Consider the following 20,473-nt stretch of genomic DNA (forward strand, 5'->3'; position numbering starts at 1 on the left):
ACCCGCACTGGATCTACGTGGCAGCCCGCTTCACAGGAGCCCATTGAGCTCGCCTCGAGACGAAACACCCAACTTTGTGAACACCTGGTACAAATGGCCTTCGACAGTTCGCACAGACACCCCAATATCCATCGCGATTTCACGGTTGCTGACACCCTTCCCGGCGAGTTTAGCAATTTGGCGTTCGCGCTCCGTCAACACCGGCGCGTCGCTGCGCGGCTGGATCGGCAATGCGGACACGGAATGCTCCAGGCGCTCCAGCCTCAGCTGGGCCGTGCGGGCCGCAGTTGTCTCCCCCGCGTCCCGGGCAAAGTCCAGTGCCATCGCCACGCACCTGGCCTCGACCACCAGGAGGTCCAAGGTTGCTGCAGCGTCGGCGGCGTCCAGCAGGGACCGGGAACTCCTGGTCAGCGCCCCGCGGGCGAGGTTGCCGGAAATCTCCGCCAGTGGCCCTTGCCGGCGCCGGGCGATGTCTTCAAGCAAGCGGTATTCTTCGTCGGTACCCTCAACGGTGGCCCCGAAAAGGCAGATGCCTGCCGTCGTCAACCGCTGCTTCTCGATGTCGTTGCGGACCCGGGCCAGGAGCCTCTGCTTGACGTCGGGATCCCCCATCCAGCGCCCGGCCATTTCTGCGCAGAACTCGGATACGGATTCGGAAAAGTAGGTGCCTACTCCCCGGCACGTCCTGTAAAGGTCCAGGTAACGGCCCGCCTCCACCGAATTGCCCACTTGGGCGTAGGCGAAAGCGGTTGCCGCGTAGGCCACCTTGTTCATGTTCATGGCGGGACGGAGTTCGAGCTGGGCGACGGCGGAGCGGAGGGGTTCGATCGCATTGGCAGGTTTGCCCGCGTAAGCGTACGCCAGGCCGATGCCCAGTTCAGTCAGCGCGCCCCGGTATTGAAGGCGTGATGACCGTGAGGGCGTGCGCCGCATGAGTTCGATGCATTGCCGCCACTGGCCCGACAACAACAGGACCAGGAAAGCGTGCCTGGCGAAGGCCTCTTCCAACTGGGCCGGACGGTCAGTGTCACCCAGGCTCCGCGAAACAGTCCTTGCCAGTTCCTGGGCTTCAACCTCGCGGCCAAGAATGCAGCGGGCCTCGATGAGGAAGAACGAGCACCGGAGCCAATGCTCGCGGTCCGCCTCCGGGTCCTTGGCAAGCTCCTCTTCCAAGGCGTCAATGATTGAGGCGTACTCACCCATGTACGTGTTGTATTCGTAATTGCACAGGTGGAGGCGGTTAAGCGCCTTGGCCACGGTACCCGCGGGGTAGTTGTCCGCCATGGCTTCGAGAGTCTCAAGACCATCGGAAATAACTCCCGGCACCATGCCTGCACGGCCGTCAATCCAGGTCATGGCCTGGCACTTGGCAGCTGTGATTTCCGCGAACTCCACGGGATCCACAGCGGCGATGTGGGCTTCTGATACCTCGTCCAGCGCTTGGGCTGCATGCAGCGGCAGGTCCAGCATGAGGTACGCCGCAGCTTTCAGCCGCTGCCCGGGTACCCACTCAGTGTCTTTTGGATCCAGGGACAGGGTGCATTGGATGGCGAAATTGGGGTCGTAGTCGTCCAGTGCTGCACGTCCGGCTGCGAGGGCGTGCGCCGGCGACGGCATGGGCTCGTCCTCACAGGAATGCATCCAGGCCGCATAGCTCAGGAGGTCCTGCGGAGCCAGGCCACGCAGTTCAGGCTCTTTGGGGCCATGGAGCATCAGCCGCAGCTCCCGCCGGCGACGGGTGCTCAGCCACCCACGGACTACCTCGCCGACGTAGGGGTCCCGGAGGGAAACCCAGTGGTCACCGCACCGTTCAACCGTGAGCAGCCCGGAGTCCTCCATCTCCACCAGGACTTCGGTGCCGAAGATCGCGGCCAAATCCATCAGGGTTGCGCGCTGCGCACAGGCCAGAATTTCGACGACGGTCCGGCTGGCCTGCGTTTCGCGCGCGAGTCTGGAACGGACGAAGTCCTCCACCACGGTGGCGCCTTCAAGCTTGATGCGGTCCCGGAGCGTCCAGACGGAGTCGTTCAGGACAAGGTTTCCTGAGTGCCGCTGCTCTTCGAGGAGTGCGTGCAGGAGCATGGGGTTTCCACCCACTGCCGAATGCAGGGAACCGACCAATGTTGACGAAACGTAGTGGCCCAGCACCGAACCCAGTACTTGCTTGGTCTGTTCCTCGCTCAGGGTATTGAGGTGGACCTCACCCAGTTCCCCTTCGAGGACCAGCCTGTGGAAGTCGGCGGGGAGGTCGCTGGCACGCTGCACCGTGGCAACCACCTTGGCGGTGCCGGTGGCCATAAGATTCAACAGCACGCCTGTGCTCATGGGATCCATGCCGCCGGCGTTGTCGACGATGAGCACCGTATCCCGGCCTGCGGCTTCCGTCCTGATCAGGCTGGTCACTGCATGCAGGATGCCCGTGGGAGAACTGACGGCTTCGGAGGGCAAACGGGCCAGGAGAAAGCCCAGGCATCCATAAGGTGTTTGCCCGTTGGCCACGGTATTGCGCAGTTGGAGGCTGTGGACCTTGGGCCCCAGTGAGGAAACGACAGCTCGCGCCAGGCCGGACTTGCCGATTCCGCGTTGGCCTGTGAGGACCACGCCGTACGAATCAGGCGACTCCAGAAGCTTGCCCGCTCTGGAGAGATCGTGGCTCCGGGCCAGCAGCGACCACGTTTGACGGTCTGTTGGTCCGCCCACAAGATCGGGAGCCGCAGCCCTTGCTGCGCCTCCCCCGCCCTTGTTTAGCAACTCCGCCGACATCCGCATCCTTTGCTACACATCCGCGACAGTCCCCCACCGCTTACCTGCGTACCATGCACACTACCGTCGGGTGACGACAGTTTGTAGGCCTTGGCGTCCCAAGGACCGTCAGGCTTTCCTCAGGCTTTCCTCAAGATTTGCTCAAGCTTTGGCGGGGTGGTGTTTCTGCTGGGCCGACAACAGGCCCTGGTCCATGAGCAACTCGACGGCGTCGGCGGCCTCGTCCAGCAGGAATGGCAGGTCCTTCTTCTCGGCGGTGGCGAAGTCCCGGAGCACATAGTCCGCGGTTTCCATCCGTCCCGGGGGGCGTCCCACCCCTACCCGGACGCGCAGGTAATCCTTGGTGGCGAGTGCTTTGGAGATGTCGCGCAGGCCGTTGTGTCCGCCCTCGCCGCCCCCAAGTTTTAACTTGACCGTGTTAAAAGGGATGTCGATTTCGTCGTGGACCGCGATGACATGGTCCGGGGCGATGTCGAAGAAGTTGCACAGGCCGGCAACGGGTCCGCCGGATGTGTTCATGTACGTCATGGGCTTGGCCAGCACCACACGGGGTCCGCCGATGCCGAGCCGGCCCTCCACCACCTGGGCACGGGCCTTATGGACCTTGAACTTTCCCCCCATGCGGGACGCAAGTTCGTCCAGCACCATCTGGCCCACGTTGTGCCGGTTGTTGCTGTACTCACTGCCGGGGTTGCCGAGGCCGACAATCAGCCAGGTGTCACTCATGGTCTCATCCTAAAGAGCGTTCGTTGTATCAGCGGGGGACTTGCGGGCTCAGCGTGGGATTTCCGGGGTCAGCACGACCCAGGGCAGGAAACAAGCCCAGTGCAGGGAAAAAGGAAAGTGGCCGGGACCCGAAGGTACCCGGCCACTCAAACGGCATGCCCCTCAAGCAGTCAAAGACTACTCAGCAGCTGCTTCCGTGGTCTCTTCGTCCTCAGCTGCGGAAGCTTCCTCAGCGATGCGGACCACCAGGGTGTCACCTTCGGTGAGCAGGGTGGAACCCTTCGGCAGGACGAGGTCGGAGGCGTGGATGCTCTCGCCGGCCTTGAGGCCTTCGATGCTGACCTCGACGGCGGTGGGAACGTGGGTTGCCTCCGCTTCGAGGGAAACCGTGGTGGCTTCGAGGCTGGCGACAGCACCCGGAGCAACTTCACCGGAAACGTGGATGGCGATGTCGACGGTAACCTTCTCGCCGGCCTTCACGGTCTGGAGGTCAACGTGCTCGATGATCTGCTTTACGGGATCGCGCTGGATGTCCTTGACGAGCGTCAGGTGCTGCTCGCCGTCGACATCGATGGCGAGGAGGGCGTTGGAAACGCGCACTGCCAGCGTGGTGGCGCGGCCCGGCAGGTTGATGTGGATCGGCTCTGCGCCGTGACCGTAGATAACAGCCGGGATCTGGCCGGCCATGCGTGCACGGCGGGCGAAACCCTTGCCGAATTCGGTGCGCAGTTCTGCGGTGAGCTTCTGCTCAGACATGTGTACTCCTTGATTACTGTGGCGCCCGGGAAAGTCCGGGCTTGTCTATCAGCAAGGGCGGAGGTCTGGAGACCTTCTACGCCCGGCTGTGATCGGCCGCTAAGCAACCGTTCCGCCTGTGTTGAAGGAGATGCAGACCCAGTCGATAACGGAGACCCGCAACCCTGGTTCACAAAACTGCGAACCGGATGTGCTCTCCCTCGCCAAGGTATCCCCAAGAGTTTAGCAGCGGACCGCCCCGGAACTGAAAACGGGACGGGAACGGCAAGAAAAAAGGGCCACCCGCACGCCCGGAGGCGGCAGGTGGCCCTTCACGTTCAGCAGTCCGGCGTTACGCCTTGCCGTCGAACAGGCTGGTGACCGAACCGTCGTCGAACACTTCACGGATGGCGCGGGCGATCAGCGGCGCGATCGACAACACCGTCAGCGACGGGAACCGCTTCTCGGCCGGGATGGGCAGCGTGTTGGTGACAACCACTTCGCGGGCACCGGAGTCGGCGAGGCGCTGCGCGGCAGGATCGGAGAAGACGGCGTGGGTGCAGGCGATGATGACGTCCTTGGCACCGGCATTCTTCAGGACCTGGACGGCACCGGAGATCGTTCCACCGGTGTCGATCATGTCGTCGATGAGCACGCAGGTACGGCCTTCGACCTGGCCAACAACGGTTTTGGAGACAGCCTGGTTCGGCACGGTAAGGTCGCGGCTCTTGTGCACGAAAGCCAGCGGGGCACCGCCCAGGCGCTCGGCCCACTGCTCGGCTACGCGGACGCGGCCGGTGTCCGGGGAAACAACTGTGATGTTGTCAGCCTCAACCTTGGTGCGGATGTAGTCGGCAAGCAGCGGGATCGCCATCAGGTGGTCGACGGGGCCATCGAAGAAGCCCTGGATCTGCGAGGTGTGCAGGTCCACGGACATGATGCGGTCCGCACCGGCCGTCTTGTAGAGGTCGGCTACCAAGCGGGCCGAGATGGGCTCGCGGCCGCGGCCCTTCTTGTCCTGGCGGGAGTACGGGTAGAACGGCGAAACCACCGTGATCCTCTTGGCAGAGGCGCGCTTGAGGGAATCGATCATGATCAACTGCTCCATGAGCCAGTTGTTCAACGGGGCCGGGTGGGCCTGGATAACGAAGGCGTCGGTGCCTCGCACGCTCTCGGCCGAACGGACGTAGATTTCCCCGTTGGCGAAGTCGTAGGCGTCGATGGGCAGGAGCTCGGTTTCCAGCTCCTTCGCGATTTCCTGCGCCAGCTCCGGATGTGCCCTTCCGGCGGCGAGAATCAACTTCTTCTCTCCGTGTGCGGTAATTTCGCTCATGCCTATTTGCCCTCTTCTATGGTTGCCGGGGATTGTGAGGATGTGGAGGCCTGCGCGGCCTGGGCCAGCTGTGCGGAGGCAGTTCCTGGGCGGTTGGAGATAACCCAGTCTTCGGCGTTCCGCTGCGCGGCCAGGCTCACGGCGAGTGCACCTGCGGGAACATCCTTGCGGATAACTGCCCCGGCGCCGCTGTACGCGCCGTCGCCTACTGTCACGGGGGCTACGAAGACCGTGTTGGAACCCGTGCGGACGCCCGAGCCGATCACCGTCCGGTGCTTCTTCTCGCCGTCGTAGTTTGCCGTGATGTTGCCGCAACCGATGTTGGTGTCCTCACCGATTTCGGCGTCGCCGGCGTAGCCCAGGTGGGACAACTTCGAGCCACGGCCGATGGTGACGTTCTTGGTCTCGTAGAACGCGCCGATCTTGCCGGTCTCGCCCAGCACCGTGCCGGGACGGAGGTACGTGAACGGTCCGACGCTCGCCTTGGCGCCGATGGTGGAGCCCGAGCCATGCGTGCGGGTCACCTTGGCGCCCTCGCCCACCTTGACGTCGGTGAGGGTCGTGTCGGGACCCACGACGGCGTCGCGCGCCACAGTGGTGGAACCGTGCAGTTGCGTGTTGGGCAGCAAGCGGACGTCTTCGTCGAGGGTCACGGTCGAATCGATCCAGGTGGTGGCGGGATCCACCACGGTCACGCCCGCGCGCATCCAGGACTCGATGATGCGACGGTTGTGCTCGGCGCCGAGCGCCGAAAGCTGGATACGGTCGTTGGCGCCCTCAACCTGCCAGCGGTCTTCAGTCACGACGGCGGCAACCCGGCCGCCGGCGTCGCGCGCCAGCCCGAGGACATCGGTCAGGTACATTTCGCCCTGCGCGTTGTCCGTCGTGACCTTTGCCAGTGCCGTCCGCAGTACCGCGGCGTCGAAGGCGTAGATGCCGGAGTTGACCTCGCGGATGCTGCGCTCAGCCTCGCTCGCGTCTTTGTGCTCCCGGATGCCGGTGACGGTACCGTCTTCGGCGCGGAGGATCCGGCCGTACCCCGTGGCATCGTCCAGGACTGCCGTGAGCACTGTCACGGCGTTGCCCTGGGCCTCATGGGTGGTCACGAGTCCACCGAGCAGGTCGCCGGTCAACAGGGGGACATCGCCATAGGTCACCACTACGGTGCCGGAAAGTTCCGCTTCCGCGTCAAGGGCCTGGAGTGCTACTTCCACCGCGCGGCCGGTGCCGGGAACATCGTCCTGGTCAACAATCAGGGCGTTGGGATCCAGTGCGGTGACGTGCTCGGCTACGCGGTCACGCTCGTGCCGGACAACGAGGGCCAGCTTCGACGGAGTGATGGAACGGGCTGCAAGGAGAGCGTGGCCCACCATGGAGCGGCCGCCAATTTCGTGGAGAATCTTGGGGGTCCGGGACTTCATGCGCGTTCCAGCGCCTGCGGCCAAAACAATGACCGCTGCGGGACCGGTGGATTCGGGGCTCACGTACTGGCTCTCCTTGCTCGGTATGTCCCGGGTAACCCGGCTTCGGAATGCTGCCATCGCAATGGACCCAGGCACCGTTCGAGCCGTTCCAGGTACAGAGAGGAGCGCATTTCCGACCGTTCCGCCCATAGGATTCGAACCTATACTCCACGGCTCCAAAGGCCGGGGTGCTGCCATTACACCAGAGCGGACCGTGCATGATTCGCACCACCAGGCGGCAGGGCCTGACGGTTTCCCGGGCTACCGGGATGCACACACAAGAATCTAGTTTGCCATGACCATTGCGTGCTTCGCGACTTGACCGGCCATCGCCCTTTCCGCGGCGCACTCCGGGACCCGCCAGAGACACGTCCCAGACCCCTTTCCGACCCGCCGTCCGGGGGCAGTAAGGCATGATGGTCACGTGAGCAAGCGCACTGAAGTTCCCCCGACCGAGGGCACCGCCGAGCCCCTGGAGCAGATTGTCACCAGCCCCGCAGTCCGCATCAGGATGACGGGGCAGCAGCGCAAATCCCAGCTCATCGGCATCGGCCGGGCACTCTTCGCGGCCCGGGGCCTTGATGGCACCACCATCGAGGAAATCGCCGCGACCGCCGGAGTTTCCAAGCCCGTGATCTATGAACACTTCGGCTCCAAGGAAGGCCTGTACCGCCAGGTCGTGGAGACCGAATTCCGGATCCTGCTGGATTCCATCACCGAGGCCCTCAGCACAGAGGCCAAACCCCGGGTGCTGGTGGAACGGGCTGCGCTGGCACTCCTTGGCTACATCGAAGACCGTACCGACGGATTCCGGATCCTCATGCGGGACGCCCCACCGTCACAGCCCGAAGGCGCCTTCTCCACCCTGCTTTCCCACGTCACTGCACGGGTTGAGCACCTGCTGTCCGACGAGTTCGCCCGCCGTGGTTTCAGCGCGGCAGACGGCGCCATGTACGCGCAAATGCTCGTGGGGATGGTGGCGATGACCGGGCAGTGGTGGCTCGACAGCCGCACTCCCGACAAACGGGCCGTTGCCGCGCACCTGGTGAACCTTGCGTGGAACGGATTGACCGGGCTGCAGAAGGAACCCGGGCTGCGTTCCGACAGCTGATCCCCGCGCTTGGTGGTGCACCACCCCAAAACCCCAACGCTCTCTCACCCCGCGATCCGCGCTGATACACAAATTCCGTGGCCGGGCTTCGTAGGATGTGCTCATGACTGCGCCACAGCTTTACATCAGCTTCCCCGGCACTGCGCGTGAAGCGCTTGCTTTCTACGCGGAGATCTTCGGCGGGGAGCTTTCCATGTACACCTACGAAGAATTCAGCCGCACGGACGGACCCCCTGAAGCAATTGCCCACGGGATCCTGCGCGGGGTTGTCTCCATGGGTGGATCCGACGCCGCGAATGGCGAAAAGAGCATACGAACCGAAGGGGTCATGCTCTCGCTCCTGGGAGCGGCCGACCCGGCGGTCCTTCACGAATGGTTCGACAGGCTCGCTGACGGGGGCCGGATTGTGGACCCTCTGGCACCTAAGCCGTGGGGTGCCTCAGACGGCCAAGTAGTGGACCGCCATGGCCTGCACTGGCTCATAGGCTACGAACCGACCGCCTAACCCGGCAAAGGTGAGAGAGCGTCACCCCCAAACCCGACAAAGGTGAGAGAACGTCACCCCCAAACCCGACAAAGGTGAGAGAGCGTCACCCCCAAACCCGACAAAGGTGAGAGAACGTCACCCCCAAACCCGACAAAGGTGAGAGAGCGTTAGGAATACCGCGGCACAGCGGCGCAGCGGCAGGCATCCGGAAGCGTGCGTCAAGGCGAGGAACGAGCCAGCACGCGGAGGATGGGTGCCGCTGCGCCGCCCTACGCGGAGGATGGGTGCCGCTGCGCCGCCCTACGCGGAGGATGGGTGCCGCTGCGCCGCCCTACGCGGAGGATGGGTGCCGCTGCGCCGCAGCACGCGGAGGATGGGTGCCGCTGCGCCGCCCTACTCGCCGAGGATTTCAGCGGCCTCCAACCACTCCAGCTCCAGCCCTTCCTTCTCTTCCAACAGTTCCTGCAGCTTGGCGTTGAGCTCCCCCAGCGCGTCGAAGTCGCCTGATTCGGACTTCGCTGCCATCTGGGTGTGCAGCTTTTCTTCTTGCTGCGAGATCTTGCCGAGTTGGCGGTCGATCCTGTTGAGGTCCTTGCGGGCTTCACGTTTTTCAGCTTCGCTGGCGCCGGATGCGGCGGCAGCGGAAGCAGAGGACCCGCTGGCAGAAGTAGGGGCACCCGAGCCCCCGCCCACGGCGCCTGAGGCCAGGGCCGCTTCGCGCAGTTCAAGGTATTGGTCCACGCCGCCGGGCAGTCCGCGAAGTTTCCCGTCGCCGAGCAGGGCCATCTGGTTGTCAGTGACGCGCTCCAGGAGGTAACGGTCGTGGCTGACGACCACCAGGGTGCCGGGCCAGCCGTCCAGGACGTCTTCGACGGCGGCCAGGGTGTCGGTGTCGAGGTCGTTGGTGGGTTCGTCGAGCATCAGGACGTTGGGCTCCCCTACCAACAGGCGCAGGAGTTGGAGTCGTCGCCGCTCACCACCGGAGAGGTCCGCAACGGGGGTCCATTGCTTTTCCTTGGTGAACCCGAGTTGTTCCACGAGCTGGCCGGCGGTGAATTCCTTGCCGCCCACGCTGAAGGAGCGCTTCTCGCGTTCGATGACCTCAATGACCCGCAAATCAGAGACTTCGTCAAGCTCCTTGACGTCCTGGGTCAGCACGGCGGTGACCACGGTTTTGCCCCGTTTGACCTTGCCGGAGGTGGGCTGGATTTCGCCGTTCAACAGTTTCAGCAGCGTGGATTTTCCGGCACCGTTGACGCCCACCAGTCCGAGCCGTTCACCGGGCGCTAGCCGGAGGGTGATGTTGTCGAAGAGTTTCTGCCCCTCGTCGCCGTCGAGGAAATCGAGGGTCACATTCTCGAGGTCCAGCACGTCCTTGCCCAGCCGGGCCGTGGCCATCTTGCTGAGGGCCACGGAATCGCGGGGATCCGGTACGTCGGCGATGAGGTCGTTGGCGGCTTCGATGCGGAATTTCGGCTTGGCGGTCCGGGCGGGGGCTCCGCGCCTCAGCCAGGCAAGTTCCTTCTTGACGAGCTGCTGTCGTTTACCTTCGACGACGGCGGCCATGCGGTCACGCTCGGCGCGCGCCAGAACGTAGGCGGCGTAACCGCCGTCGAACATGTCCACCATGGCGTCGTGGACTTCCCAGGTGTAGTTGCAGACTTCGTCGAGGAACCAGCGATCGTGGGTAACCACCAGGAACGCGCCCTGGTTGGCGCGCCAGCGCGTCTTCAGGTGCCGGGCCAGCCACGCGACGCCTTCGACGTCGAGGTGGTTGGTGGGTTCGTCCAGCATGATGACGTCGTGGTCTTCGATCAGCAGTTTGGCCAGCGCAACACGGCGCTTCTGCCCTCCGGAGAGCGCGTGGACGTTGGCGTGCCAGTCGACGTCGCCAACGAGTCCGCCCATGACCTCGCGGATCTTGGCATTGGCTGCCCATTCGTGGTCCGCGCGGTCCCCGACGATCGCAGCGCCCACCGTGAGGTCGCCGTCCAGCACGTCGCCCTGGTCCAGGTAGCCGACATTGACGTCGCCCCGCTTGGTGACGCGCCCGGAGTCGGGCGTCGAGCGCAAGGCAAGCAGGCGCATGAGGGTCGACTTGCCGTCGCCGTTGCGGCCCACCATGCCGATGCGGTCGCCATCCTCCAAACCGAGGGTGACGCCGTCGAGGACAGTGCGGGTCGCGAACGAAACGGTGAGGTTTTCGCCGCCAAGCAGGTGGGCCAATGGGTACTACTTTCTACTGCTGGAATGCGGAGGTACAGGGGGTACTAAAGGAGGGTATCGGAGATGATCCGGGCACCGGGCACCGGGCCGTGTACCGCCAAGGCGGTGTGGCCCCGATGTGTCAGCTCTTCGGCGAGAATCCCGGCCGAGACAGAGTCCCGTGCAAGCAGGGCAATGGTTGGACCGGAGCCGGATACCATTCCGGCCAGGGCACCGCGTGCCTCGCCCAGGCCGATGGTGTTACGGAGCTGCGGCGCCAAGGCGATGGACGCCCGTTGGAGGTCGTTGATGAGCACCCGGCTGAGGGTCTCAGGATCACCGTTACGGAGGGCTTGGAGGATAGTAGGGTCCACGTTGACGGGTTCCGCAATGTCCGCGCCTTCAGAATCCCTCAGGCCATCCAAGGTGCGGAACACATCCGGCGTGGAGAGCCCGTAATCCGCGAAGACCAGCACCCAGTCCATCTGCGCTTTCGCCAACGCGGGCGAAAGTTTGTCGCCCACGCCAAGCCCGACGGCGGTGCCTCCCAGGAGCGAGAACGGCACGTCTGCGCCCAACTCCGCCGCCAGATGCGCAAGCTCCTCGCGGGAAAGGCCGCTGTTCCACAGGGCGTCACAGGCCAGGAGGGTGGCCGCAGCGTCCGCGGATCCACCACCCATGCCGCCGGCCACGGGCACGCGTTTGGTGATTTCAAGATGGACGCCGGTGGGTTTTTCGGACATTTCGGCCATGATGGCGGCGGCCTTGTAGGCAAGGTTCCGCTCGTCCAGCGGGATGTCCACACCGTCAAGGTCCAGGGTGCTGTCGGGGCTGATACTGACGGTGATGCCGCTGGCTTCGGTGCTGGTTGCCGCCACTTCCTCATACAGGGAGACGGCGAGGTAGACGCTGGCCACTGAGTGGTAGCCGTCGGGCCGCAGCGGGCCAACGCTCAGGGAGACGTTGACCTTCCCGGGCGCCTTAACACGGACTGTCCGGGCATGGAAGCGGTCCCCCACGAACGGGAGGCTGCTTGGTTTGCGGGTGCCCGGGTTCATGCGTCCACTGGGTGGCGGGCTTCGGCGATTTTGACGTAGGCGGAGATGTCCAGGACTTCGCCGCGCGCAGTCGGGTCCACCCCGGCCGCAACCAGGCATCGCTCGGCTTCGGCGGCACTTCCGGCCCATCCGGCCAGTGCGGCGCGGAGGGTCTTCCGGCGTTGGGCGAACGCGGCGTCGATCACGGCAAAGACCTGCTCGCGCGTGGCATGTGTCTGCGGCGGATCGTGGCGGGTAAACGCCACAAGCCCGGAATGGATCTTCGGTGCAGGCCAGAACACGTTCATGCCGATGACACCGGCTTTACGCATGTGCCCGTACCAGGCGGCCTTCACGGAGGGAACACCGTAGATCTTGGAGCCAGGAGTCGCGGCAAGACGGTCCGCTACCTCGTCCTGGACCATGACCAGTCCGTGCTGCAGGCTCGGAAAGTGCTGCAGGAGGTGGAGCACCACAGGCACGGCGACGTTATAGGGCAGGTTGGCCACCAGGGCCGTGGGGGGCACGGGAAGCTCGGTCACCTTCATGGCGTCGGACAGCACCAGGTGGAAGTTGTCCTCGGCTCCGGGCCGCCACGTACGCACGGTTTCCGGGAGTTTTTCGGCCAGCACGGGGTCGATCTCCACGGCCACAACAGTCTTGGCAGCGTCCAGCAAACCGAGGGTCAGCGAGCCGAGGCCCGGACCGACCTCCAGCACGGTTTCACCGGAGTCGATGTTGGCTGCCGCCACGATCCTGCGGATGGTGTTGCCATCGATCACAAAGTTCTGCCCCAGGGTTTTCGTGGGGCGTACACCGATTTCCTCGGCAAGCCGTCGGATGTCTGTGGCGCCCAGCAAGGGCGCGACGGCGGCGGGTTCGGAATTCGGTTCAGTCACCTAGGTATCGTATCGCCTGTGGAGGGTCAGGCTGCGTGCGCGCAGCCCCAGTCACGGAGGCCGTTCTTGGCGTAGAGGCGGTTGGCGATATCGATCTGCTGTGCCTTGGTGGCCAGGCTGGCGTTGGGTGCGTAAGCTCCACCGCCATTGGCAAGCCATGTGGGGCTGGAGAACTGGAGTCCGCCGTAGTAGCCGTTACCGGAGTTGATGGACCAGTTTCCACCGGATTCACACTGGGCAATCCTGTCCCACATTGCTTCGTTGGGAGCGCCGGTGGGGCCGCTGGATGCTGCTGCGGTTGCCTTGGCGGGTGTCGCGGCCGGGCGGGCCTTGGTGCCGACGCTGACCTTCTCGGTCACCGGCTTGGTGGTGACATTGCTGGAGACCAGGGCACGCGAAGCTTCGCGGCCGTCAACGAGGACCAGCTTGAACGTCTTGACCAAGGATCCGGCGACGCCTTCCTGGGTTACTTTTTCTTCGCCCTTGTACAGCTCGGCGGTTTCGGTCTTCACGCTTTCGAACGGCACTTCTTCGGTGGCTTCGGCGGTCTTGCTGGTGTCAACGCGGGAGACCTTGATCACCATGTCCTGGACGATGGGCGCGTTGCCAGGCTGGGAGATCCGGTCGTTGGCGCCGACGGTAATGCCGGTGTCCTTGAGCACGGTGGCGACGTCGGCCGCCGTCGTGGTGGTGCTGGTGTCCTTGCCGTCAGCTACGACGCTGATGGTCTTCGGAGTGGAGATGGAGACGAAGGAGCCTGTGACTTCCAACGACGCTTCCTTCGGCTGGGAAACCTCGGAGGAGCTGGCCACACCGAGTTCGTTCACCAGTGCGGCGACGTCGGGGGCGTTGGTGTTCACGGTCTTGCGGGCGCCATCCAGTTCGATGGAGACGGCCTTGGCGAGGTTGATGTTCACCACGGAGCCGTTGTCCACGCGGGCGTCGAGGGCCGGCGAAACGCGGTCTGCGTCCTTCAGTTCGACCTTGGCTGCCTTGACCACCTGGTCAACCGTGCCGCCGAAGGTCTGGATGGAGCTCACTTTGCCGTCCACGTTGAGCGTGACGGTCTTGTTGTTGCCCACGAATGCGACAACACCGACCACCAGAGCTGCAACGACCAGCAGCTGTGCGCCGACTTTGAGGAAGCTGAACTTGCCATCCGTTGTGAAGAACTTGATCACGATTGCCCATAACTCTCAGACCATCCGGGCACGGGGAAAAGCACAGAAATAATGCCAGCCGCAAAGCGGAGGGGCCAGGCACAAGGCCTGGTCCCACTCTTGCTGCCGGCATCTGCGCCGCCAAAAATCATTCAACTGAATCAGGCCGGAATCACCCGGCCCAGCTGTCCGAAGGCCTTCCCCGACCCCGGCTACTTGTTTAACACAGTAACCGATCTGTTATAAACCAACCAATACTTCTGCATACCGGGTATTCATCCCAGACCGTTTGCTACTCAGCCCGCGAGCCCCTTCAGGCCCACGTGCCGTAGGCCTGGAGGGTATTTTCCGCCAAACGCGAACAGAGGTCCGACAGGTCATCGCCCGTCACTTCTGCCATGGACCGGACGGTGTAGGGAACCATGTAACTCGCGTTCGGCCGTCCCCGGTGCGGGTGGGGCGTCAGGAACGGCGAATCGGTTTCGACCAGGATGCGGCTGGGCTCGGCGATGGCCAGCGCCGCCCGGAGATTCCCGGCGTTCTTGAAGGTCATCGTGCCGGCAAACGACATGTACCACCCGTTCCGGTTGCAGATCCGGGCCAGTTCCTCGTCTCCGGAGAAACAGTGGAACACCACCCGCTCCGGTGCCCCTTCCTCCGCCAGGACCTGCACGACGTCGTCGTGGGCGTCGCGGTCGTGGATCTGCAAGGTCAGTCCAAGCCTCTTGGCAATGTCGATGTGCCGGCGGAACGAGTACCTCTGGTGTGCCAGCCCCTCACCGTGGGTCCTGAAGAAATCCAGCCCGGTCTCCCCAACGGCGCGGATCCGGGGGTGGGCAGCCAGCTCTTCGATCTCGGCCAGCGCAGACTCCAGTTCACCACGCCCGGCATAGACAGGAGCGTCGTTGGGGTGAATCGCCACGGCGCCGAGCAGGCGCGGATCCGCGTCCACTGCCTGGACTGTGAAGCGGGACGATTCAAGGTCGCAGCCCACTTGGACGGCTCCCTGAACGCCCACGGCCTCCGCCGCATCCATGGCATCGCGGACCGAAACCTCGATCAGTCCGTGCCGGAAATCCAGATGCGTGTGGTTGTCCATGACGGGCACGGGCAGGGGTTCCGGTGCCGGCGGATACTCCTTGCGGGAATCTGTTGCCTCGGAGGGGGCGCGGTATGGAGCGGGAGCGAGCTGGTTGCACATGCTTCCACCTTAATCGGACCGCGGTCCTCCTCAGCCAGCGACGATAAATTCCACATGGCACATAAATTGCCGGGCACTATGTCAGCGGCGGCCAATGTCTGGGTAGTCTGGAACGGACAGGCGGTCAACAGCAGCAATACATCGCCACTTGGTAACGATTTCTGATGCAATGACCTCGGCTGAAGGGCAATCCATGGAGTCCAACCGACAAGTATCCGTTGAACCAGCCCCGCTCCAGGGTGAGGCTTACAGTGCGCTGCCACGGGATGGTGCAGCACTCAATGGACACAGGCCGCAGGTCATGGATGCGGAGCGGTTCCACGACGCCAGCGAACGCATCCTGACGTCCATCAACAAGGTCATTGACGGCAAGGCCGATGCTGCGAAGCTCGCTTTGACTGTGCTGCTGGCCCAGGGCCACCTCCTGCTGGAGGATGTGCCCGGCGTCGGCAAGACGCTTCTGGCGAAGACGCTGGCGCGGACTGTCGACTGCACTGTCTCGCGCATCCAGTTCACCCCCGATCTCCTGCCCTCGGATGTCACTGGCGTGTCCATCTACAACCAGTCGTCACGGCAGTTCGAATTCCGGCCAGGCGCAGTGTTCGCCAACATCGTGATCGGCGACGAAATCAACCGTGCCTCGGCCAAGACCCAGTCGGCCCTCCTTGAGTGCATGGAAGAGCACCAGGTCACCGTGGACGGACATTCATACCAATTGGGGTTGCCCTTCATGGTGGTCGCGACGCAGAACCCGATTGAGATGGAGGGCACCTATCCCCTGCCCGAGGCCCAGCGCGACCGTTTCATGGCAAGGATCTCCATGGGCTACCCGGACAAGGAAGCCGAAATCGAGATGCTGGAGACGCACCAGGCGTCCTCTCCCTTGGTCAAGGTGACCCCCGTGGTCACGGCGGGCGACGTCGCTGCCATGATCGCCAGCGTCCAGCAGGTCTACGTATCTACGGCCATCAAGGAGTACACGGTGGCCATCGGCCGGGCTACCCGCGACAGTGCCCGTCTCCGCCTCGGCGCGAGCCCCCGGTCCCTGCTCCAACTGTTGCGTGCTGCCAAGGCGACGGCAGCCCTCGACGGCCGCGACTTCGTGCTCCCGGATGACGTGGTGGACGTGGCCGAATCGGTCCTCGCCCACCGGATCATCCTGGACCGCAAGGCCGCGAGCTCGGGCGATACGCCGCAGAGCATCCTGCGGGGCATCCTGGCAGCCCTGCCGGTTGCCCAGGAACCGCCCGGCGCATGGCGCAGGGACAGGCACACCGCCTAGGAGGCAGCTATGGCGCTCGTGGATCGGCTCCCCAAGCACTTGTTTACCAACCGCGGCTGGGGATTGCTGGCGGCCGGGGCCGTCTCGCTCGGGTGCGCCTACGTCATGGGCAGGCGCGATCTCCTGACTTTGGCTGTCCTGTTGCTCGTCCTGCCGTTGGTGGCCCTCGCCGGCGTCCGGGTGCTGAAGCCCAAATTCCAGGTGTACCGGGAGTTCAATCCCTCTACAGTGGAAACAGCCAGCACCACCACCGTCCGTCTGGCCGTAGCCCGGTCCCCGTATTCCACGGGTCACGTCATCATGGAGGAACAGCTGCCTCCCCGCTTCGGCGAACCTCCGGCGTTCCGTTTCCCTGCGCGGACAGCCTCCGGCGGCACCAGTCGCTACGAATATCATCTTCGGTCCGGCAAGCGCGGACAGTTCCGCATCGGTCCTGTCACGGCAGAGTTCAGTGACCCCTTTGGATTGTCGCTGCGGCGGCATTCAATCGACGACGGCGACATCCTCACCGTGACGCCGGCCGCCGTCGAACTTCCTGTCACTGGACTTGCAGGCGCGCGCGGCAACGACGGCGTCACTGCCACGCGGATCAGGGCCAACCCCAGCGACGATGACATCATGACCCGCGAGTACCGGCACGGCGACCCCATGCGCCGCGTCCATTGGGCGGCCACAGCGCGCCATGGACAGCTCATGGTCCGTCAGGAGGAGTCGGTCACCACCCCGGAGGCCACCCTCATCCTCGACCAACGCTTCACCGCTTTTGCGGCTGGAACAGGGTCGGTGTTCGGCGGCCACGACGAGGACTCGGACCTGGTGACCAGTCCCAACTTTGAGTGGATGGTCACTGCGGCCATGTCCATTGCGGCCCACCTGGCGGAATCGAACTACTCATTGCGGGTCCTGGATGCGTTCGGGAGCCCCGCGTTCGTTCGTTCGCGCTCGGCGCCTGAGCCGGACACTGAAGAGTTCTCGGGCACGGGAGGGTTGCAGGCCATTGCGGAAGGACTGGCCGCCATTGAATTGAGCGGTCCCAGGCATCCCAGGACCGAGCATCACAGGACGGATCACTCCCGTGCCGATCATCCGGGCGACCACCGGGACGCGGGAACGGGCGCGTCCGCCACCGACGCCCACGACTCTGCCTTCGATGACCGTCTCATGGACAAGCTCGCAGCCCATCGCCTGCGCGGCCCCCTTCTTGCGTTGCTGGGCACCCTGACTCCCGCCGAAGCGAGGTCCCTGGCGCCTGCGGCGGCGTACGGAGCAAATGCCTTCGCACTGATGGTGACCGACGGGGCACGGAACAACGACGACGTACTCGAGATCCTGCGGCTTGCGGGCTGGCGCGTGGCCGTTGTGACCTCCAGGACCCAGCTGGCGGCGGCGTGGTCCGCGTTCGACGAAGGTGGCATCGTGGCCGCCGCGGGCGCAGCCATGGACGTCCGGCGTGGAGCGGCGGTGCCCCGATGACGGCAACCTCCCACCGCGGATCCTCTGCCCCCGCCCCGACCAGCGGGTCTCCCGGCCAGAAGCCGGCCGACGGGTCGCCACGACCACAAACGCCCGGCCCGGGCCCCTACCCGTGGGTCATGGCGGGATCGATCGTCGTCGCTGTCCTGGGCGCGGCCTTGTCCTTGAACGGCGTCCTCCGGGGATGGGCCTGGTTTATGCCCTTGATCACCACGGTGGTAGTCGTGGCGCTGACGTTGGCGGTCCTCCGGGCGCTTCGGGCACAGCCGTTGCTCGCCACCCTCGGCTCCTTCGCGTCCCTGGCAGTGATACTCAGTTTCACGTTCTGCCGCCAGGAAAGCCTCGCCGGATTCATCCCCACTCCCGGGACGTTCACCGCCGTCGGCCGCCACATAAAACGGGCGGCCGAGACGGTGGTCTCCGAAAGCGCCCCCGTGGCGCCCAACGCCGGGATTGTCTTCGTCATGTGCGCCTGCTTGGGGCTCCTGGTGATTTTGATCGATGCCCTGGCCGTTCCTTTGTCGATGCCGGCGGCCAGCGGCATCGGACTGCTCGCGGTCATGGTGGTTCCGGCCACCATCAAACCCCAGAGCGTCGGAGTGGCCGGCTTCATCGGAGCCGCCGTGGGCTATCTCCTTATTCTCGGGTGCAGCCATTGGTTCGCCCCGGACGCGCGGCTGCAGTCCGGATCGGGCCGGGGCGCAGGCCAGTTCAAGCGTTCCCTGGTGACTGGCGGCCTGGCGCTGGCCTTGACCATGGTGGTTCCGCTGGCGATCCCCGGCTTCGAGACCGGGACCTTTCCGCAAGGTTCACGGCTAAGCCCCTGGGGCACCTCCAACGGCCTCAATCCCATGATCACGTTGGGCAACAGCCTCCGGAGTCCCACGGGTTCGGGCCGCATCACCTACGCCACGAGCGCCAGCGGACCCCTGTACCTCAGGTCTGTCACCATTGACCATTTCGACGGCGAAACCTGGGCCCCGGATGACCGCGCGGCTGAGCGGCGCTCCGGCGCAGACAGGATTGAGACGGGGTACTCCGTCCAGGGCGAAGTGGTCAATACCGTCACGTCCGTCAACGCCGGCCTGTTCACCAGCCCCTACCTTCCTGCGCCGTTTGCGCCTGCGTCGGTGAACGGACTGAATGGGCGCTGGACCTGGGATCCGGCCACCTTGAGCATCATGAGCACTGAGACCACCACGCGCGCCCAGCGGTACGTCGTGTTCTCCGCTGCCCCCAAGATCACAGCCCAGTCCTTGGCCCAGGCCACTGGCGCTCCCCGGGGCATCTCGGAGGACTTCCTCCGGATTCCGGGCAATCTGCCGGACATCGTGCGGCAAACGGCCGATTCCGTGACGGCCTCCGCACCGTCCAACTACGGCAAGGCCTTGGCACTCCAGAAGTACCTGCGTTCCAGTGAGTTCACGTATTCCCTGCAGGCTCCCGTTCAAAACGGTTACGACGGCAACGGCCTCTCGGTCCTGGCTGATTTCCTCGCCGTCAAGAGCGGCTATTGCGTCCATTTCTCCTCGGCGATGGCGGTCATGGCACGGGCCGAGGGTATTCCGAGCCGCATAGCCGTGGGCTACGCACCCGGCAGGCTGACGGGCGAGTCGGTGGCCTTGGTCGGCCAGGGGTCCTTCCCGGAGTACGAGGTGGACGCACGGGACGCGCATGCATGGCCGGAGCTGTACTTCGAGGGGCTCGGCTGGGTCCCCTTCGAGCCGACCCCTTCACGCGGCGTCGTTCCGGAATACGCCACGGAATCGTCTGTCGCCGGCAACCTCAGCACCAATACGGACGAGAAGGAAGTCCTGACCACCCCCGCCCCGGCCACACCCGCCCCTGTCCCCCTCCCCGGCGTGGAAACCCCGGCTGCCGGTTCCGCACCGGTGAACCCGCTGCCCATCATCGGCGCGGCCGCAGCCGGCGTGGTGCTGTTGCTCGCATTCCTGTGGTCGCCACGGCTGAGCAGGACGATCCTGCGGCGGCGGCGCCTGAATCGGAAGCCCCCGGACGAGGCAGACGCCCTGGCGCCCGGGTACAAGGATCCCGTGCCGGAGCTGGCGTGGGCAGAACTCCAGGACCTGGCAACCGACTACGGCCTGCCTTCAACGCCCAGCGAAACGCCGAGGCACTTCTCCGCCAGGCTGCGCTCCAGTTCCGCCCTGGGGGACGTAGGAGGAATGGACGACGCCGCCCACGCCGCGGTCTACTCCCTCACCTCGGACTTCGAACGGCAACGTTATGGCCGCCAGGCAGCTGGGGCCCAGGGAACAGCGGCCCGGGTGACAGCGGCGGCGACGCGCATCGCCGTCGTGCGTGAGTCGTTGCGGAACAACGCCCGCTGGCTGGTGCGCTTCCGCGCAGACTGGCTGCCGCCGTCGATGATGCAACGGTGGGTCCACGCCTTGGGTGCGCCCTTCAGAGCGGTGGGAAGGCTCGGCAGGACCGTCGGGTGGAGGGTTGCCCGCTGGTGGCGGACGCTCCGCGGGTTGCTGCCACAGCGGCGCTGAAACGTGCGGCGCTGAAGCGTGCGGCGCTGAATTCACGGCAGACGGCAGACGGCAAAGGGCCCGGCCCCGGGGAACTTGTGGT

General features: G+C 64.8%; 15 protein-coding genes and 1 tRNA gene. 5 read left to right on the forward strand and 11 right to left on the reverse strand.

Annotation, left to right across the window (positions count from 1 at the left end):
- Positions 1-30 precede the first annotated feature (30 nt).
- The 6 genes from QF015_RS03995 to QF015_RS04020 form a co-directional block, all read right to left on the reverse strand.
- Positions 31-2,763: a helix-turn-helix transcriptional regulator gene (locus tag QF015_RS03995; protein WP_310201628.1), complete on the reverse strand. Its 2,733-nt coding sequence runs from the start codon at positions 2,761-2,763 to the stop codon at positions 31-33.
- A 141-nt stretch (positions 2,764-2,904) separates the two neighbouring features.
- Positions 2,905-3,489: an aminoacyl-tRNA hydrolase gene (gene pth, locus QF015_RS04000; protein WP_310201630.1), complete on the reverse strand. Its 585-nt coding sequence runs from the start codon at positions 3,487-3,489 to the stop codon at positions 2,905-2,907.
- Between the two features lie 177 nt (positions 3,490-3,666).
- A complete protein-coding gene (locus tag QF015_RS04005; RefSeq protein ID WP_310201632.1) occupies positions 3,667-4,245 on the reverse strand; it encodes a 50S ribosomal protein L25/general stress protein Ctc in 579 nt (192 codons plus the stop codon).
- A gap of 331 nt (positions 4,246-4,576) precedes the next feature.
- Positions 4,577-5,557: a ribose-phosphate diphosphokinase gene (locus tag QF015_RS04010; protein WP_011774071.1), complete on the reverse strand. Its 981-nt coding sequence runs from the start codon at positions 5,555-5,557 to the stop codon at positions 4,577-4,579.
- Positions 5,558-5,559: 2 nt separating this feature from the next.
- A complete protein-coding gene (gene glmU, locus QF015_RS04015; RefSeq protein ID WP_429387206.1) occupies positions 5,560-7,041 on the reverse strand; it encodes a bifunctional UDP-N-acetylglucosamine diphosphorylase/glucosamine-1-phosphate N-acetyltransferase GlmU in 1,482 nt (493 codons plus the stop codon).
- 119 nt (positions 7,042-7,160) lie between these two features.
- Positions 7,161-7,232: transfer RNA gene (locus tag QF015_RS04020), tRNA-Gln, on the reverse strand.
- Positions 7,233-7,531: 299 nt separating this feature from the next.
- On the opposite strand from QF015_RS04020, the gene QF015_RS04025 reads away from it, so the two are divergent.
- A complete protein-coding gene (locus QF015_RS04025; protein ID WP_310202454.1) occupies positions 7,532-8,131 on the forward strand; it encodes a TetR/AcrR family transcriptional regulator in 600 nt (199 codons plus the stop codon).
- A 103-nt stretch (positions 8,132-8,234) separates the two neighbouring features.
- On the forward strand, positions 8,235-8,636 hold the full coding sequence (locus tag QF015_RS04030; RefSeq protein ID WP_310201636.1) for a VOC family protein: 402 nt from the start codon (positions 8,235-8,237) through the stop codon (positions 8,634-8,636).
- Positions 8,637-9,011: 375 nt separating this feature from the next.
- Here the strand turns inward: QF015_RS04030 and QF015_RS04035 are convergent, their stop codons facing one another.
- The 5 genes from QF015_RS04035 to QF015_RS04055 all read right to left on the reverse strand — a co-directional run bounded on the left by QF015_RS04035 (position 9,012) and on the right by QF015_RS04055 (position 15,120).
- The gene (locus tag QF015_RS04035) at positions 9,012-10,844 is read right to left on the reverse strand and encodes an ABC-F family ATP-binding cassette domain-containing protein (protein WP_429387208.1); all 1,833 of its coding nucleotides are present in this window, start codon (positions 10,842-10,844) and stop codon (positions 9,012-9,014) included.
- Between the two features lie 44 nt (positions 10,845-10,888).
- Entirely contained in the window at positions 10,889-11,881 is a 993-nt protein-coding gene (locus QF015_RS04040; RefSeq protein WP_429387210.1) for a 4-(cytidine 5'-diphospho)-2-C-methyl-D-erythritol kinase, read from the reverse strand.
- The gene (rsmA, locus tag QF015_RS04045; RefSeq protein WP_310201643.1) at positions 11,878-12,759 is read right to left on the reverse strand and encodes a 16S rRNA (adenine(1518)-N(6)/adenine(1519)-N(6))-dimethyltransferase RsmA; all 882 of its coding nucleotides are present in this window, start codon (positions 12,757-12,759) and stop codon (positions 11,878-11,880) included. Before rsmA ends, QF015_RS04040 begins: the two co-directional genes overlap by 4 nt.
- A 26-nt stretch (positions 12,760-12,785) precedes the next feature.
- The gene (locus QF015_RS04050; RefSeq protein WP_429387212.1) at positions 12,786-13,940 is read right to left on the reverse strand and encodes a transglycosylase family protein; all 1,155 of its coding nucleotides are present in this window, start codon (positions 13,938-13,940) and stop codon (positions 12,786-12,788) included.
- Between the two features lie 292 nt (positions 13,941-14,232).
- Positions 14,233-15,120, reverse strand: coding sequence for a TatD family hydrolase (locus QF015_RS04055; protein WP_429387215.1), 888 nt, complete (start codon positions 15,118-15,120; stop codon positions 14,233-14,235).
- A 193-nt stretch (positions 15,121-15,313) separates the two neighbouring features.
- Between QF015_RS04055 and QF015_RS04060 the strand changes: the two genes are divergently transcribed.
- The 3 genes from QF015_RS04060 to QF015_RS04070 are packed head-to-tail and all read left to right on the forward strand — an operon-like array spanning position 15,314 to position 20,391.
- Entirely contained in the window at positions 15,314-16,402 is a 1,089-nt protein-coding gene (locus QF015_RS04060) for an AAA family ATPase (protein WP_310201649.1), read from the forward strand.
- Between the two features lie 9 nt (positions 16,403-16,411).
- Positions 16,412-17,875 carry a DUF58 domain-containing protein gene (locus tag QF015_RS04065; RefSeq protein ID WP_310201651.1) on the forward strand — a complete coding sequence of 488 codons (1,464 nt, stop codon included), beginning with the start codon at positions 16,412-16,414 and terminating at the stop codon, positions 17,873-17,875.
- A complete protein-coding gene (locus QF015_RS04070) occupies positions 17,872-20,391 on the forward strand; it encodes a transglutaminase TgpA family protein (RefSeq protein ID WP_429387218.1) in 2,520 nt (839 codons plus the stop codon). The genes QF015_RS04065 and QF015_RS04070 overlap by 4 nt, the downstream gene beginning before the upstream one ends.
- Positions 20,392-20,473: the final 82 nt, after the last annotated feature.

Source organism: Paenarthrobacter sp. TE4293 (genome assembly GCF_050435325.1).
Lineage (GTDB): Bacteria > Actinomycetota > Actinomycetes > Actinomycetales > Micrococcaceae > Arthrobacter > Arthrobacter nitroguajacolicus_C.

What these genes read in the sequence shown, in the direction of transcription:
- QF015_RS03995 (WP_310201628.1), bottom strand. Translation starts at nt 2,763, where the DNA reads ATGTCGGCGGAGTTGCTAAACAAGGGCGGGGGAGGCGCAGCAAGGGCT.
- pth (WP_310201630.1), bottom strand. Translation starts at nt 3,489, where the DNA reads ATGAGTGACACCTGGCTGATTGTCGGCCTCGGCAACCCCGGCAGTGAG.
- QF015_RS04005 (WP_310201632.1), bottom strand. Translation starts at nt 4,245, where the DNA reads ATGTCTGAGCAGAAGCTCACCGCAGAACTGCGCACCGAATTCGGCAAG.
- QF015_RS04010 (WP_011774071.1), bottom strand. Translation starts at nt 5,557, where the DNA reads ATGAGCGAAATTACCGCACACGGAGAGAAGAAGTTGATTCTCGCCGCC.
- QF015_RS04025 (WP_310202454.1), top strand. Translation starts at nt 7,532, where the DNA reads ATGACGGGGCAGCAGCGCAAATCCCAGCTCATCGGCATCGGCCGGGCA.
- QF015_RS04030 (WP_310201636.1), top strand. Translation starts at nt 8,235, where the DNA reads ATGACTGCGCCACAGCTTTACATCAGCTTCCCCGGCACTGCGCGTGAA.
- QF015_RS04040 (WP_429387210.1), bottom strand. Translation starts at nt 11,881, where the DNA reads ATGAACCCGGGCACCCGCAAACCAAGCAGCCTCCCGTTCGTGGGGGAC.
- QF015_RS04055 (WP_429387215.1), bottom strand. Translation starts at nt 15,120, where the DNA reads ATGTGCAACCAGCTCGCTCCCGCTCCATACCGCGCCCCCTCCGAGGCA.
- QF015_RS04060 (WP_310201649.1), top strand. Translation starts at nt 15,314, where the DNA reads ATGGAGTCCAACCGACAAGTATCCGTTGAACCAGCCCCGCTCCAGGGT.
- QF015_RS04065 (WP_310201651.1), top strand. Translation starts at nt 16,412, where the DNA reads ATGGCGCTCGTGGATCGGCTCCCCAAGCACTTGTTTACCAACCGCGGC.
- QF015_RS04070 (WP_429387218.1), top strand. Translation starts at nt 17,872, where the DNA reads ATGACGGCAACCTCCCACCGCGGATCCTCTGCCCCCGCCCCGACCAGC.